The following is a 16,313-nucleotide window of genomic DNA, read 5'->3' as shown; positions in this document are numbered from 1 at the left end:
TTTATCGCTGTAAAATAGAGCTTTACACGGTTATTTTATTGCCAAAAAACAGTATCTTTGCACCCAGTTTCAAGTTTTAATAGGTAAAAAAGATAATTAAGTATTGTCAATGGGCAAAAAATACACAACTATTTTAACTCTGTTTGCCATAATATCAGTTTTATTCGCGGGATGCGAACAAGACGAAAGACATGCTACAGGTTATGGCACAATGAACATACAACTATCCGCTAATCCAAGCATGATAGAAGTAGGCAGTTCATCCGATACACGCGGTCAATCCGATAAGCAATCGGCTATTACGACCACCCGTATGGAAGAAGTACCGGAAGCGTCATCATTTTCATTATCTTTATCCAATGAAAAGGCAGAAGTGAAGCATTGGGATTCTTATGCAGACTTTAAAGAAGGAGAAAAAATAGCTATTGGCAATTACACGCTGAAGGCCTACTATGGTGACGAAAAGAAAGAAGGATTTAATGCTGCCTACTATGAAGGAAGTACAAATATCCAGATCCTTGAGAATCAGAATACCACTGCTGACATCACCTGCTACATAGCCAATGTACAGCTTACCGTGATTTGTTCAGAAGCTGTTCAGAAGTATTTTACAACATTTGAGATGCAGGCCCGTTCAAACACCGGCACAACTATTGATATTGCAAAAGACGACCAACGGCCTGTCTATTTAAAGCCCGGCAGTTTACAACTTGAAGCAAAAGTAAAAAAACAAAATGGTATAGGACAAACTTTAAGACTACTGGATATTGATGAGACCGAAGCACGCCAGCACTACATTATTCAGGTCGATGTAAATGGTGGTGATACGGGAAGTGGAACATTGAACATTATCTATAATACCGTCAAATCCGAAGAGGTTGTAACAATAGATATTTCGGACGCATCGCTCAATTTAAAAGCTCCGGAATTTACTGCGCAAGGTTTTGATAACGGTCAAACTATTACCTTACGTGAAGGTTCTCAGCCGGAATCAATGAAAGTTACTTTAAATGCCCGTGCAGGTATCAGAGAGTGTGATTTACTTATAGAATCTCCTTATTTGAATTCTGAAGCAGTAGGAATAGATGGTTTAGTGAAGCTTGTGCCTACAAGTGATGCCGCCAAAGCGATGAAACAGAAAGTAGTAGACAAAGGACTACGTCTTCTCGGACTGGAGGATGGAAAGATAGAACGGTTGGCATTGATTGATTTTACACAATTAATAATGAATATGGTATGTACCGGAGATAATGACGAATCCAGTAAGTTTACTCTACGTGCGGTGGATAAACGAGGTGTAGTACATGAAACGGAACTTTCCTTTACTACTACTTTGCAAAGCAATCAATTCTCATTCCCTGCGATTGCCAAAACGGTACTTATTGGAAGCACTGAAGCCGAAGCAGAAATTAACCTCTTAACATCCGGCATTACAGGAGAACAGGATGTTAATAATGTTATCTTTGAATACAAAAATGAAGCGAGCGAATGGGTAAAAGCTACCACCGAATGGGTAAGCGATAATACAGAAGAGGTCAAAAAACATAAAGTAAAAATCAAGAAGTTGCCCGAAGTACATAGAAACTTAGTAGTACGCGCACGATATGGTAGTAAAATCTCTGAAGAACAGACATTGAGCTACCATATACCGGAATTTACTATTACGGCTGATGAGAATGACATCTGGGCACGGAAAGCAACTTTACAGGTAAAAGCCAACACTCAAGAAGAACAAAATGCTGTATTAAAATTCTTAACACTTAAATACAATGATTCGGAAATAGAAACCACAAAGAAAGAGAATACTTATTTGTGGACAAAACGAGAGCCCGGAACGGAGTATAATATAGTAGGTATTTGCAATGAAGGCGGTGAAATCACTTATCAAACATCTTATCGGTTAATAACTGAATATGCAGAGCAGTTACCGAATTGGAATTTTGAAGGAGAATGGAGTTCAGGTCTATATAACGGTACAACTATTAATAAAGGCGGAGCTTGGGCAAAAAGAACAATAGGAGTCCCTTGGGGAAATGGTGCATGGACAACTAAGGAAACCTACCAAAGCATTACAATATCTACAAAAGAGCCACAAGGTTGGTGCAGTGTTAATAGTAAAACAATGCCATCCTCTCCTACTATAAGTAATACATGGTACATTGTTCCTTCAACAGTTCAATCTACTTTAGCAAATACATGTGTTTTGCTACGAAATGTTGGTTGGAATGATAATGGAACAAAAATTAACCCTACAGGAACAATAGGTACAGGCGTTTCTAATACCAACTCTTATGAAGATTTTCCCGGTTATGCAAAATTACAATCTCCAGGAACATTACAATATTCTGCTGGCAGATTATTTCTAGGAAGTTATTCTTATAATTCTGGGAACGAAATATACACAGAAGGTTATACTTTTACAGCCCGTCCTGCAAAGATGACTTTCAAATACAAATATATCGCTAAAACAGATGCGTCAAAAGACAAAGGGTATATCAAAATTATTTTAAAAAGTAATGATGAGATTCTCTTTGAGAAAGAACAAGACATAGATGACACCTCAACAAGCGCCAATACCATGACTATGACTATACCATTCTCATACCCTAATAATTGCAAAAAGCCAACATCAATTTGCGTCATGTTTTGCTCTTCAATTGCTGGAAAGAATATGGATCAGAATTACGAGAATACCAATATTAGCCACTATGATATTGGATATTTAGAATATAAAAACCAAGCCTGTGTTACCGGCTCCGAATTATATATTGACGATATTGAATTAATCTATTAATTATATAGATATGAAGAAACTATACACCTTTTTTTATTTATGCTGTATTCTAATCAGTTTTATTGCATGTGATAGAGAAAAAGTAGAATATACAGAAGGAGGCTATCCTCAAATGGTGGATATACGTTTAAAAGAACTTTTAAACGTACAAGTAACAGAAGCTCCTACAGCACGTTCTGTTACAAATACCGATGAATATATTATTTCATTATACACAAAAGACAATAGTTTAGTAGAATCATGGACTTATAAAGATATGCCGGACTTAATCAGTGTATTATCCGGTGATTATTATATCAAAGCAATGTCCCATCAATTAAAACAGGTGGATACGAAAGCATATTTTGAAGGGACTTCGGAAGTCTTCAGTATTAAGCCAAGTGCTATTACAGAAGTAAAACCGATTACATGTGAAATGAAAAACATAAAAGCGGTGGTTACTTTCGATGAAGCCCTTAAAAAATTTTTGGGGACAGATGTTACCGTTACCATAGTTGTTGGAGAGAACTCCCATACTTATTCAGATATTGAAGAGGCCATCAACAATCCTATCTATTTTGCACCTGCAAAAGGTGAAATTACAGTGGTCTATGTAATCTTTGACGGTACAGTGGATACCTATAAAGAAAACTTTACTAAAACATACTCTGCGACATCAGGCAGTGCAGTGAACATTAACTTTACATTAACAAATGTGAGTGAAGATGTTATCGAAGATTCCGGTTTGGTATCTTTAAAAATGAAAGTAGATTTAAGTGTGACAATTATTGATAAAAATTATAACATCATAGCTGGTGAGGAAACAATCCCTGATGATGAAGATGAAGAAGAAGATAAAACTAAGCCTACTATTACAGGGCGTGGTTTTGATATAAAAGAAGCCCAAAAAGTTCCTTCCAGTGGCCAACTGACGTGTGTAGTGGATATTACTGCTTCTAATCGTTTGACACATTTGTATGTGACGATTGACTCGGAAGTTCTTACCGAAGACGAATTGGCCGGAGTAGGCTTGAAAAAGAGCTTTGATCTTGCTTATCCGGAAGAATTGCAAGAAGGATTAGGTAGTTTAGGATTCCCTGTTGCAGATCAGGTAATCGGACAGAAATCATTAGAATTCAATATTACAACTTTCGTTCCATTGCTTGCCGGTTTAGGTTCCGGTACGCACAAGTTCATAATCAAAGCAGTTGATCAAAACAACGTGGTAACAGAAGAAACGTTGACATTGATTACCGGCAACTAATAAAATATGAAAAAGCTATTTTTATATATCTTATTATGCGTTCTATGCTGTCTGACTTCTTGTAGTGAAGAAGAATTGAACGGCAATGGAATTTTAGCCTTATCGGTTAAGATGGGGGCAAGTGTTCCTTCTACTACCCGCACTCTGCCAACGCTTGATGAACTCAATAACGGCTGTGTCGTCAAACTTCGTAATAGCGATAGTAAACTAATCCGGGAGTACGAAGGAATCAGCACTGTACCTTCAAGTCTAGAATTAGTCACAGGCATGTATACAATAAGCGGGTCAGCCGGCATCAAAGTAGATGCGGCATATGATGCACCTTATTATAGTGGTTCTATGGACTTTGAGATTAAACGAAATCAAACGACCCCCATTACTCTTCCTCTCTATGTACAGAACACTGTGGTAACCACAGCTTATACAGAAGTAGCTGCTGCAAAGTTTAAAAGCAGTAAAGTAACCGTATCCATGTCAAGAGGAGCTTTGGAATTTGATAAAGAGCATCCGGAACTGACTGGTTATTTTATGCTTCCTACAGGAGAAACGGAACTGGACTGGAAAGTCGAAGCAGTGACAGTAGATGATATTTCCTACACTAAAGAAGGCACATTGAAAGATATAAAAATATCTACCAAATATACTCTGACTTTTGATTACGAAGAATTAGACCCACAAGATGGCGGTATGGCCATAACCTTGAATGTAGCCGAAGAGCCTATGTTAAAAGCATGGAATATAGGGATTAGCCGGCAACCTCGTATAGAACGATATGAAAATGGTGTTTTTCACTCCTTAAATGACCCTGTTAACTTTGCTCTTGACGATTCCGGAAAAGATGTAGACGTATTTGTTCTTACTACTTCGGAACTTAAAAGTTTAACACTAACATGCCCGGAATTTATTTCAAAGGTAGGCTTAAAATCAAGCTCTATTGACGTACTGACGATGGCGGATAATGTCAAAGAAACTATCAAAGATAAGGTTACTTTTGCAAATTACTATGACGAAGAGACTACCAACTCTATTGTTAAAATGACTTTTAAGGCTGCATTTTTTGCCGCTTTCGCAAAAAAAGAAGGAGAAGAAGACAAAGGGGGAGATTATCTGGTAGTTATAAAAGCAACCGATGCCAATGGTAAATATCGTACGGCAAATTTACGTATTTTAGTATCGAATGCTATTGTAACCACAGAATTGGTAAATGACTATGCCGTTTGGGCACATAGAGTTACAGTAGAAGCAAATGTCAACAAAACGGCCTATGACGCAGCGGAATCAAAAGATTTGGCTTTTGAATATAGAGTATTAGGCAGTGAAAATGAATGGGATAAAGCTGTTGCCACAATTGAAGAAAACAACCAAAGTAAAATGTCCGCACTTATCACAGGACTTACCCCTGGTACAACTTACGAATATCGAGCATGGTGCTCAGGTCAAAGCAGTGAATCGCCAACCTATACATTCACCACGGAACGAACAATCCAACTTAAGAACTCCGGCTTTGAGGATTGGTCGCAACCGGACAAGCCCCTACTCTTATACAAAAGTGGAGACGATATGTATTGGGATAGTGGTAACTGGGGGTCCACAACCCTGTCTGCTAACGATAATGTCACTACTTATGACGAGTCGTTGAGAGCACCGGGAACAACCGGCACACGTTCTATCAAGATGAAATCCGCCTTTGTCGGTTTAGGTTCTATCGGCAAATTTGCAGCTGGTAATGCCTTTGTGGGCAAATATATCAAAACTATCGGAACAAGCGGTGCGCAAATAGGTTTTGGGCGTCCACACGCTGCCCGCCCGGATAAATTAGTAGGATATGCCAAATACAATCCCGTTGCCATAAATTATTCCGATTTAGATTATGTAAAAAAAGGCGATATGGACAACGGATATGTTTATGTAGCTATTGGTGACTGGCCGGAAGACGGAACCGGTGACAATAATGTTCCATTTCTGGTAGACACTTCTGCTAAAAAGTTTTTCGACAAAACAGGGCCAAATGTCATTGCCTATGGAGAGATTATTTTCCCGGAAGCAACAGAGGGGGATGGTATGATACCTTTTGAAATAGAGTTAAAATACAAAGATACAAATCGTAAAGCCAAATATATCATTCTGGTAGCAACTTCCAGCCGATACGGTGATTACTTTACCGGTGGTACCGGTAGTACATTATGGTTAGACGACTTAGAATTGATTTATAATAATGATTAAACTAATAATAAAGTTTATATTTCTCATTGGTCTGCTATGTAGCATAATTCCGACAATAAATGCTCAGGGAATGAGAAATATAACGATGCATAAGTTTGTACCCAAAGGTCAATGGATCGTGGGCAGTTCAATCTCTTATTCACAGTCCGAACAGAAAGATTATAATTTTCTTGTAATAGAATCTGTGTCTGGAGATGGATACACTTTCAAAATCAGTCCATTATTATGTTATGCTTTTGCAGATAATATGGCTGCAGGCGGACGTTTCGGTTATAAACGTTCGCTGACCAAAATCAACCAGATGGATTTGGAAATAGGTGAAGACTTAAGTTTTAACTTGAACGATGTTTATTCTTTGAGCCACAGTTATTCCGGTATGGCTATGTTTAGAAATTATATCAGCCTGGGTAACAGCAGACGATTCGCTTTATTTGCAGAAACCCAGCTAACGTTTGAAGGCGGACAGTCTAAATTCATAAATGGTAAAGGAGATGATCTTACCGGTACATTCAGTAAAAAGTACAGTGTAGAGTTAGGAGTAGCTCCGGGATTAGTAGCTTTCATAAACAATTATACGGCAGTGGAAGTGAATATTGGTGTATTAGGTCTCAATTATGGGCATACCCGTCAGGTAACCGATCAGATACATATCGCTAATCAATCTTCCAGTTCCATCAATTTTAGAATCAATATATTCTCTATTGGAATGGGGATTGCTTTTTATTTATAAGAATACAGCCAATGAATACATATATCAGAATATTGTGTTGCACTTGCCTAGTCTGTCTTGCTTTTCCTTTATATGCTCAAACCGACACTTTAAGGATAGCAGATGACCATAAGATAACCAATGTATCAGATACAATCTCTGAAAAGAGATTTTTAGGAAGGTTCGACAGAGGAATTGTGAACCATTTGTTCGTGAAACGAAAAACATGGATGACTGGCTTAACCGTATCCTATGCCGGATACGACAGTGAAGATACTCAATTCTTATCACTATTGAAAGATTTTGATTGTAAAGCGAAGTTATTCACGATCAATCCTTTTGTTGGCTACTTCATTAAAGAAAACATTTGTATCGGTATTAAATTTGGATACCAAAACGTATACGCCAATTTAGGAAATATAAGTTTGGATATAGATGATGACTTAAGCTTCTCACTAAAAAACATGTCTTTTGACGAGCACTTGCTAAGTACCACCGTTTTCTATCGTTCATACGTAGGGCTGGACAGGGGAAAACGTTTTGGGCTTTTCAATGAAACCTCTCTCTCATTCAACACAGGCAGTTCACGTTACAAACGTGGTAGTGAAGAAAATTTTAAAGATACTCAAACACGTATTCGTGAAGTGCACATCGGATTAAATCCGGGAGCTACAGTATTTATTATGGAGAATATCAGTGCAGAACTTTCATTCGGAGTGGCAGGATTCAAATATAGGGAAGAAAATCAAACCACCAATGGAGAAAGTTCCGGTTGGAGAAAATCAAGTGGCGCGAATTTCAAAATTAATATACTGAATATAAGCATAGGTATTGTTGCATATTTATAATTATGAAGAGAAGAATTCTAAATATCAGCCTCATATTGATTTGTTTCCTATCTTGTATGCAAATCAATATTTCCTGTATCAGCAATGATATTCCCTACCCGGTCATCTCACTTCAGATACTTACATTTGAAGTAGAAGGACAGGAAGGAAGTACAATTATCGATAAGGTAACTCGTACTGTCACTGTACCGTTAAAAGAGACTATCAATTTAAAAGAGGTAGTAGTCAAACAGTGTAAGGTGACCGAAGGTGTAGAAGCTCCATTGGACTCTGCAACAGTTATTGACTTATCTTCACCCAAGAAGTATACTATATCTTTATATCAAGACTATGAATGGACAATCCAAGCAAGTCAGACAATTGAAAGAAAATTGACAATCAAGAATCAGTTCGGTAAACCTAAAATCAATAGCAAGACACATGAAATCACTGCCGAAGTTGCTAAAACGGCCAGCCAAAAGAACGTATATATATCAGATATCAAATTAGGTCCGGCCGAAATCTCAACCCAGACTTTCTTAGATCCATCAGGAAACGAGGTAGAGATTCCATTAAACACTGCCCTTGATTTTTCTTTTCCAAAGACCGTGATAGTACGCTACCATGACATTGAAGAGAAATGGACTATCTCCATATCTAGAAGTGATAAAAGTGTGGCAACCGGCGAAGCTGACGCATGGGTCAATGTGGCATGGCTTCATGGTAATGGTGAAGAAGGCGCCAACAATGGATTTGAATATAAACCTGCAGATTCTTCAGAATGGAAGGTCATAGCAGCCGAAAATGTAAACGACGATGACGGAGAATTAACTGCACGTCTTTCAGGATTGAAGTCTAACACAACCTATGTTTACCGTGCTTATTCGGGTAGTGACTACGGAGAAGAAGTATCTTTTACTACAAGTGAACCCGTTACACTGCCGGGCGGTTCTTTCGACGAATGGCATCAAGTAGATAAAGTTTGGAATCCTTGGGCTATAAACGGTACTCCTATTTGGGATACTGGAAATAAAGGCGCCACTACAATGGGAGATAGTAACACTCAACCGACTGATGACACTTGGAATGGTAAAGGAAAAGCGGCCAGACTTGAATCCAAATTTATAGGTCTCGGCAGTATTGGCAAGTTTGCTGCCGGTAATTTATTCATTGGAGAATATATCAGAACTGAAGGAACGAATGGAGTACTTGATTTCGGGAAACCTTTTACAGCTCGGCCGACCAAACTAAAAGGACATTACAAATACTCTACAGCCCCAATATCTTATGTATCTTCCGGATATGAACATTTGAAAGAAAAGCCGGACACTTGTGCTATCTATATAGCGCTGACAGATTGGAAAGAACCTTTAGAGATACGTACCAAACCCTCTGATTTATCTGTATTCAACAAGAATGATCCGGGTGTCATTGCCTATGCAGAATTTTATAGTGGCGAAACAGTCACAGAATATAAGTCATTCGAACTGACTTTGGACTATCGGGACACAAGTCGGGTTCCTACTTATTTAGTTCTCGTTTGCTCTGCCAGTAAATTTGGTGATTTCTTTGTAGGTGGACCTGGAGCTTTACTTTATGTAGACGATTTCAGTTTAGAATACGATTACTAAATAAACACACCGTGTATTCACTCATAATGCATGGTGTGTTCTATATTAACAAACCGCCGCAGCGTTATCACCACCACCTCGCTCGGCGCAAACAAACGTACGTTCTTACGGGATGTACCGATACCATTAGTAACGATAATCGGCGTATTATTTGAGTTATACCCCAACCCGGTAAGGAAACGCTGCCCGTAACGAGACGGAATGACAGGAGCATACAGTCCGAATAAAGTAACCTGTCCGCCATGCGTATGTCCGGCAAGCACGAGGTCGGTATTGGTAACAGGAACATCCTCGGCATAGTCGGGAGTATGCGAAAGCAATATAACGAAGTCATCGGGAGAGAGCGAAAGCGTAGGCGACTGCCCGTTCTGTCCAAGGTTGAAAGGATTGCGTACTCCGGCTATCACAATCCGCCCACCGTTTCGTTTCAGAGTATCGGCTTTATGCTCCAGTAAGTGAATACCTTGACGTTCCATTTCCTTCAGGATATCATGATAACAAGCTTCATAATCATTGTTTCCAAGAACGGCATAAGTCCCCAAAGGCGTTTTCACAGCTCCCAATGCCGCAATGACATCCGGAACATACTCACAACCTTCATGCAAATCACCGCCTATCAGCAGAGCATCGAGACGCAAATCATTCAGCAGGCGGGTTATATCCCTCAATCCTTTCTCCTTCAACAAACTCCGGTAATGCAAATCGGAAACAAACCCCAGCCTGCATCCGTCAAACGCGGCAGGTACATCACGGTGTGCAAACTCATACTTCCTGACACGCTTCACATTCTTATATCCGGATGCCGAAGACTTGGACATCCGAATGGAATACTCTTCAGGGAGAGGTGAGGTAAAACTCCGCGTAGACTGACACGAAGAAAAGAACAGCAATCCCAAAACAGAAAAAAACAACAGGCTCTTACACCCTCTATAACACAACACCTGACCCATAGACTTATCTTTATTGTTTGATACAATGAATAATTTTACCCGAACAGTAGTGCAAAGATAACAAATCCTTTAACTATCTTTGTGGTATAACTTTCTAAAAGAACAACATGAAAGCAATAACGACCAACTCGTTCTACGCATGGATACTCGCCGCCCGTCCCAAGACATTGACGGGAGCTGTCATTCCCGTACTGATAGGCTCTTCACTGGCATTCGCCGATGGAAAATTCGACATCATACCGGCACTGCTATGCGTATTGTTCGCCTGCGGCATGCAGATTGCCGCCAACTTCATCAACGACCTTTACGATTATCTGAAAGGCAGCGACCGTGCAGACCGCCTCGGCCCCGAACGCGCCTGTGCACAAGGCTGGATTACCCCCATAGCCATGAAACGAGGAATAGCAGGAACGCTTATATTCTCCTGCCTCATGGGTTGCGCCCTGCTGCAACAATGTTGGGGACGCTTACCCCACGGCGGCTGGGAACTGATACTGTTAGGGCTGCTCTGCGTAATATTCGCATTCTTATATACCACCATCCTCTCCTATCAAGGATGGGGCGACCTACTCGTATTGGTTTTCTTCGGCTTCATCCCCGTAGGCGGAACTTACTACGTACAAGCCCATATCATTACGGCCGACGTATGGGTAGCCTCGCTCATCTGCGGCCTGGTAATAGACACCTTACTGGTCGTAAACAACTACCGCGACCGGGAACAGGATGCTCTCAGCGGCAAGCGCACACTGATTGTCCGCTTCGGCGAACCTTTCGGCCGTTACCTGTATCTGGGATTAGGCATAGCAACCGCCTTGCTCAGCCTGTGGTTTGTTTACAACGATAAAATAGAACCGCTTGCTTTCATCTGGGCTCCCTGTGTCTACCTGTACCTGCACGTACTGACATGGCGTAAAATGGCAGCAATACGAAGCGGTAAAAAACTGAACAGCATATTAGGTGAGACCTCACGTAATATGCTGTTCTTTGGCCTGCTGCTGAGCCTTGCCTTTATTCAGTAACGATTATTTCTTTCCGTACATTCTTTCGTAGTACTTCTGATAATCGCCGCTGGTCACCTCTTCCACCCAGTCCTGATTATTCAGATACCATTCGATGGTCTTAACGATACCGACTTCAAATTTTGTTTCGGGATACCAGCCTAAGGCGTCCGTTATCTTGGTGGGGTCGATGGCATAACGCTGGTCGTGACCTAAACGGTCTTTCACGAACGTTATCAACTCTTCGTTTATCCAGCTGATGTCAATCTGTCCGTCGGCGTCTTTCACTTGTTTTTTCAAGACTGCGCGATATTTCGGTTCTTCTTCCATCAGACGGCGGATAGTGGCGATAGTCAGTTTCACAATCTCCAGATTGGTCTTTTCGTTATGGCCGCCTACATTATAAACCTCACCCTCTACGCCTTTGCGCACAACGAGGTCGATGGCTTTGCAATGGTCTTCCACGTACAGCCAGTCGCGTACATTGCTGCCGTCACCGTATACAGGAAGGTTCTTACCCTCAAGGATATTCTTTATAATCAACGGAATCAGTTTTTCGGGGAAGTGATACGGGCCGTAGTTATTGGAACAGCGGGTAATGGTAACCGGCATTTTATAGGTATCATGATAGGCCATCACCACCATATCGGCACTGGTCTTAGACGCACTGTACGGACTATGCGGACACAGCGGCGTATTCTCCGTGAAGAAACCTTCCGCTCCCAGTGAACCGTAAACTTCGTCCGTAGACACCTGATGATAGCGCACTCCGTTACGCCAGATAGGATAACCGGATTCGTCCTTTCCCGTTACCCACGCACGACGAGCGGCATCCAGCAGATTCTGAGTACCCAGAATATTAGTCATAAGGAAAAGCTGAGGATTCTCGATACTGCGGTCTACATGGCTTTCTGCTGCAAAGTTCACCACATAATCGAATTTATATTTCGCAAACAGTTCATCGGCAAGAATGCGGTCACAGATATCGCCTTTAACGAAAAAACAACGTTCATCATCAATATCTTTGGCAACAGTACCCAGATTTCCGGCGTAAGTCAAGGCGTCCAATATCACAACTCTTATATCATCGTGCTTCGCCAGAATATACTTTATATAATTAGCTCCGATAAATCCGGCAGCGCCGGTTACAAGATAAGTCTTCATAAATTAAAAATTGAGAATTAAAAATTAAGAAATAGAGAAGTCACATGCTTCTTGTCAGCGGTACGAGTCCGCAAGTTCCATCAAATACTTGCCATATTCCGTCTTGCCCAGTTGTTCACCGAGGCGATGGAGCTGGTCTACATCTATCCATCCTTTGCGCCATGCTATCTCCTCGATACAGCTCACACGGAATCCCTGACGGTTCTGTATGGTAGCAACGAAATTGCTGGCTTCGAGCAGACTGTCGCAGTTACCCGTATCAAGCCAGGCGAAACCACGGCCGAAAAGCTCTACTTTCAGCGTACCTTCTTCCAGATAAAGACGATTGAGGTCGGTAATTTCATATTCACCGCGGGCGGACGGTTTCAAAGCGGCGGCTTTTTCCGTCACTGTGGAGTCATAGAAGTATAAACCGGGAACCGCATAATTGCTCTTGGGCTGTGCAGGCTTCTCTTCCAAAGAAATGGCCTTACCGTCGGCATCGAACTCCACCACGCCATACGCACGCGGGTCTTTTACATAATAACCGAAGATACACGCGCCTTTCTCGATGGAAGCGGCACGCTTCAACATGGCGGAAAAGCCCTGACCATAGAACATATTGTCACCCAGAATAAGGCATCCCGGCTCACCGTTCAGAAACTCCGCTCCGAGCACAAAGGCCTGCGCCAATCCGTTGGGATTCTCCTGTACCTTATAAGAAAAAGACATGCCAAGCTCCTCGCCCGTTCCTAACAAATCGCGAAACATGGGTAAGTCGCGCGGAGTGGAGATAATCAGCACTTCACGTATTCCCGCCAGCATCAAAGTGGAAAGGGGGTAGTAAATCATGGGCTTGTCGTAGACAGGCATAATCTGCTTGGAGATAGCCTTGGACAATGGATAGAGACGAGTGGCGCTGCCACCTGCAAGAATAATTCCTTTCATATTTCAGTTCTTTATTGGATTGACTTCAAATGTAGAATAAAATAAGAAGGAGGACAATGCCCCACGGCTCTCGTTGCTATTCAAGGTGCAAAGTTCAGAAAAAGTTCTGACATGGCAAAATTATACAGTCAAAATCAGCCTGCAAGCTCTATGACTTCAAGGTCTTTAAACACACCGCCGTCTATAACGAAACGCACCATCGTACGCACCTTGTGAAAACCGTAAATACCTGCCGCACCGGGGTTTATATGAAGCATGCCCAGTGTCTTGTCGAACTTCACCTTTAATATGTGCGAATGCCCGCTGACGAACAGCTTGGGCGGACGTACCAGAATGCTTCCCTGTACGGACGGATCGTACTTGCCGGGATAACCGCCGATATGTTTCATCAGCACCTCGGCACCGTCTACCGTAAAACGGAGCACCTGGGGATAAAGCTGACGCAGGTCTTGTCCGTCTATGTTGCCGTACACCGCGCGAAACGGACGGAAAGCCGCCAGTTTCCGCGCAACTTCCAATGTACCGATATCACCCGCATGCCATATTTCGTCACACGGCTCGAAGTATTGCAAGTACTTCTCATCCCAATATCCGTGCGTATCCGACAGTAAACCAACTTTTGTCATCTTTCCTTTGTTTATATCTGCAAAGGTAGCTATATTTGGAAAATAAACCTAATCTTATGGAGAGCAGATATTTCAAGCGCGACATCAGTTGGCTGTCATTCAACTACCGGGTACTCCTGGAAGCAGAAGACGACACACTGCCGCTGTACGAGCGCATCAACTTTATATCCATATACTCGTCCAACCTGGAAGAGTTCTACAAAATACGTGTAGCCGACCATAAGGCCATCGCCACCGGCGCCGCGCATAGCGATGAAGAGAGCGTACAGTCTGCCATGCAGCTGGTAGCCGAAATCAACGAGGAAGTAAACCGCCAGCTGGAAGAGCGTATCCGCATCTATGAACAGAAGATACTGCCCGCACTGCGGCAACAGCACATCATTTTTTATCAGAGCCGTAACGTAGAGCCTTTCCATAAAGAATTCCTGAGACGCTTCTTCCGGGAAGAAATCTTTCCATATCTCACTCCCGTGCCCGTCAGCAAGGACAAAGTCATATCATTCTTGCGCGACAACCGTCTGTATCTGGCCGTACGCCTCTATTTAAAAGGTGTGCCCTCGGACGATCCCAACCGTATACAATACTTCGTCATGAAGCTGCCCTACAGTAAAGTGCCCCGCTTCATCGAACTGCCCAAGCATGAAAAGAACTATTACCTGATGTTCATCGAGGACATTATCAAGGCCAATATCGATACGATTTTTCCCGGTTATGACGTAGACAGCAGTTATTGCATCAAGATTTCACGAGATGCGGATATACTGATAGATGAATCGGCCAATACATCCGAGATTATAGAGCAGGTAAAGAGTAAGGTTAAAAAGCGCAAGATAGGAGCAGTCTGCCGTTTTGTATACGACCGTGCCATGCCCGACGATTTTCTGGACTTTCTGGTAGACGCTTTCCGCATCAACCGTCAAGAGCTGGTACCCGGCGACAAGCACCTCAACATGGAAGACCTGCGGCATCTGCCCAACCCGAACAGTGCCGTACGCCCCATCCGCAAGCCCCAGCCCATGAAGCTGACTTGCCTGGACGAACGGGAGTCCATCTTCCGGTATGTGGAGAAAAAGGATTTGCTGCTGCACTATCCCTACCACTCTTTCGAGCACTTCATCCATTTCCTGTACGAAGCCGTACACGAGCCTACCGTACGCGAGATTATGGTCACCCAGTATCGTGTCGCGGAAAACTCCGCTGTTATCAACACCCTGATAGCCGCTGCGCAGAATGGCAAGAAAGTAACCGTTTTCGTGGAGCTGAAAGCCCGCTTCGATGAGGAGAACAACCTGGCAACCGCCGAGATGATGAAAGCAGCCGGCATCAATATCCTGTTCAGCCTGCCCGGACTGAAGGTACATGCCAAAGTAGCCCTTGTGCTGCGCCGCGACAGGCAAGGACACAAACTGCCCAGTTATGCCTATATAAGTACCGGAAACTTTAATGAGAAAACAGCCACGCTCTATGCCGACTCCGGCCTGTTCACCTGCAACCCGGTGCTCGTAAACGACTTGCACAACCTGTTCCGCACTTTTCAGGGTAAGGAAAATCCCGTATTCCACCGTCTGCTGGTAGCGCGTTTCAATCTGATACCCGAACTGAACCGCCTCATCGACCATGAGATAGAACTGGCAAAAAGCGGAAAGCAGGGAAGGATTATCCTCAAAATGAACGCCCTGCAAGACCCCGCCATGATAGAGCGGCTGTACGAGGCTTCGCAGGCGGGAGTCAAGACAGACCTTATCGTACGGGGTATCTGCTGCCTGATTCCCGGACGGAAATTCAGCCGTAACATCCGTGTAACACGTATCGTAGACACTTTCCTCGAGCATGCCCGCGTATGGTACTTCGGGAACGGCGGAAAACCGAAACTCTTTCTCGGCTCACCGGACTGGATGCGCCGCAACCTATACCGCCGCATCGAAGCCGTAACTCCTATCTTAGACCCGGACTTGAAACGGGAGCTGTCTGATATGCTCTCCATTCAGCTATCGGACAAGCGCAAGGCCTGTTTTGTGGACGACCGCCTGCATAACCGTTGGAAATCAGCCCGTCCGCAAAAGGAGAAGATACGGTCGCAATATACTTTCTACGAATACTTGAGGGACAAGCAACGACAATCCCCCTCATAACATACCCCTTCAACATTGTAAAGTAGCCCTTCAGGCTTCCAAAATATTACTTCAGGAAGCGTAAAGGGCTACTTGTATTTTGCACATAT

Annotated in this window: 12 protein-coding genes; 8 read left to right on the top strand and 4 right to left on the bottom strand. The window is 42.7% G+C overall.

What is annotated here, in order from left to right; genetic code table 11:
- The first annotated feature begins 109 nt into the window (after positions 1-109).
- From I2F54_RS11965 to I2F54_RS11940, 6 genes are all read left to right on the top strand, one after another.
- The gene (locus tag I2F54_RS11965; protein WP_195501326.1) at positions 110-2,794 is read left to right on the top strand and encodes a DUF4493 domain-containing protein; all 2,685 of its coding nucleotides are present in this window, start codon (positions 110-112) and stop codon (positions 2,792-2,794) included.
- A 10-nt stretch (positions 2,795-2,804) separates the two neighbouring features.
- Positions 2,805-4,037, top strand: coding sequence for a DUF4493 domain-containing protein (locus I2F54_RS11960; RefSeq protein WP_118468128.1), 1,233 nt, complete (start codon positions 2,805-2,807; stop codon positions 4,035-4,037).
- 6 nt (positions 4,038-4,043) lie between these two features.
- Positions 4,044-6,260: a DUF4493 domain-containing protein gene (locus I2F54_RS11955; protein WP_195501325.1), complete on the top strand. Its 2,217-nt coding sequence runs from the start codon at positions 4,044-4,046 to the stop codon at positions 6,258-6,260.
- Positions 6,253-6,990: a hypothetical protein gene (locus tag I2F54_RS11950; RefSeq protein ID WP_195501324.1), complete on the top strand. Its 738-nt coding sequence runs from the start codon at positions 6,253-6,255 to the stop codon at positions 6,988-6,990. Before I2F54_RS11955 ends, I2F54_RS11950 begins: the two co-directional genes overlap by 8 nt.
- A gap of 191 nt (positions 6,991-7,181) precedes the next feature.
- Entirely contained in the window at positions 7,182-7,817 is a 636-nt protein-coding gene (locus tag I2F54_RS11945; RefSeq protein WP_139259680.1) for an outer membrane beta-barrel protein, read from the top strand.
- A gap of 2 nt (positions 7,818-7,819) precedes the next feature.
- Entirely contained in the window at positions 7,820-9,427 is a 1,608-nt protein-coding gene (locus I2F54_RS11940; protein WP_229097177.1) for a PCMD domain-containing protein, read from the top strand.
- Between the two features lie 17 nt (positions 9,428-9,444).
- On the opposite strand, the gene I2F54_RS11935 is transcribed toward I2F54_RS11940, so the two are convergent.
- Entirely contained in the window at positions 9,445-10,377 is a 933-nt protein-coding gene (locus I2F54_RS11935; protein WP_195501323.1) for a metallophosphoesterase, read from the bottom strand.
- 107 nt (positions 10,378-10,484) lie between these two features.
- Between I2F54_RS11935 and menA the strand changes: the two genes are divergently transcribed.
- Positions 10,485-11,396: a 1,4-dihydroxy-2-naphthoate octaprenyltransferase gene (menA, locus tag I2F54_RS11930; RefSeq protein WP_195501322.1), complete on the top strand. Its 912-nt coding sequence runs from the start codon at positions 10,485-10,487 to the stop codon at positions 11,394-11,396.
- A gap of 3 nt (positions 11,397-11,399) precedes the next feature.
- Here the strand turns inward: menA and rfbB are convergent, their stop codons facing one another.
- The 3 genes from rfbB to I2F54_RS11915 all read right to left on the bottom strand — a co-directional run bounded on the left by rfbB (position 11,400) and on the right by I2F54_RS11915 (position 14,092).
- Positions 11,400-12,539: a dTDP-glucose 4,6-dehydratase gene (gene rfbB / locus I2F54_RS11925; protein ID WP_195501321.1), complete on the bottom strand. Its 1,140-nt coding sequence runs from the start codon at positions 12,537-12,539 to the stop codon at positions 11,400-11,402.
- Between the two features lie 54 nt (positions 12,540-12,593).
- Complete coding sequence (gene rfbA, locus I2F54_RS11920; protein ID WP_009123236.1) at positions 12,594-13,466, bottom strand: glucose-1-phosphate thymidylyltransferase RfbA; 873 nt, start codon at positions 13,464-13,466, stop codon at positions 12,594-12,596.
- A 134-nt stretch (positions 13,467-13,600) separates the two neighbouring features.
- A complete protein-coding gene (locus I2F54_RS11915) occupies positions 13,601-14,092 on the bottom strand; it encodes a metallophosphoesterase family protein (RefSeq protein ID WP_009123234.1) in 492 nt (163 codons plus the stop codon).
- A gap of 56 nt (positions 14,093-14,148) precedes the next feature.
- Between I2F54_RS11915 and I2F54_RS11910 the strand changes: the two genes are divergently transcribed.
- A complete protein-coding gene (locus tag I2F54_RS11910) occupies positions 14,149-16,224 on the top strand; it encodes an RNA degradosome polyphosphate kinase (RefSeq protein ID WP_118046278.1) in 2,076 nt (691 codons plus the stop codon).
- Positions 16,225-16,313: the final 89 nt, after the last annotated feature.

It is taken from the genome of Bacteroides clarus (genome assembly GCF_015555825.1).
GTDB classification, from domain to species: domain Bacteria; phylum Bacteroidota; class Bacteroidia; order Bacteroidales; family Bacteroidaceae; genus Bacteroides; species Bacteroides clarus.
This window is presented reverse-complemented; position numbering and strand designations above follow the sequence as displayed.

Bases quoted from the DNA above. Each gene is read 5' to 3' on its own strand.
- rfbA (WP_009123236.1), bottom strand. From the start codon at position 13,466: ATGAAAGGAATTATTCTTGCAGGTGGCAGCGCCACTCGTCTCTATCCA.
- rfbB (WP_195501321.1), bottom strand. From the start codon at position 12,539: ATGAAGACTTATCTTGTAACCGGCGCTGCCGGATTTATCGGAGCTAAT.
- I2F54_RS11915 (WP_009123234.1), bottom strand. From the start codon at position 14,092: ATGACAAAAGTTGGTTTACTGTCGGATACGCACGGATATTGGGATGAG.
- menA (WP_195501322.1), top strand. From the start codon at position 10,485: ATGAAAGCAATAACGACCAACTCGTTCTACGCATGGATACTCGCCGCC.
- I2F54_RS11965 (WP_195501326.1), top strand. From the start codon at position 110: ATGGGCAAAAAATACACAACTATTTTAACTCTGTTTGCCATAATATCA.
- I2F54_RS11950 (WP_195501324.1), top strand. From the start codon at position 6,253: ATGATTAAACTAATAATAAAGTTTATATTTCTCATTGGTCTGCTATGT.
- I2F54_RS11910 (WP_118046278.1), top strand. From the start codon at position 14,149: ATGGAGAGCAGATATTTCAAGCGCGACATCAGTTGGCTGTCATTCAAC.
- I2F54_RS11940 (WP_229097177.1), top strand. From the start codon at position 7,820: ATGAAGAGAAGAATTCTAAATATCAGCCTCATATTGATTTGTTTCCTA.
- I2F54_RS11960 (WP_118468128.1), top strand. From the start codon at position 2,805: ATGAAGAAACTATACACCTTTTTTTATTTATGCTGTATTCTAATCAGT.
- I2F54_RS11955 (WP_195501325.1), top strand. From the start codon at position 4,044: ATGAAAAAGCTATTTTTATATATCTTATTATGCGTTCTATGCTGTCTG.
- I2F54_RS11935 (WP_195501323.1), bottom strand. From the start codon at position 10,377: ATGGGTCAGGTGTTGTGTTATAGAGGGTGTAAGAGCCTGTTGTTTTTT.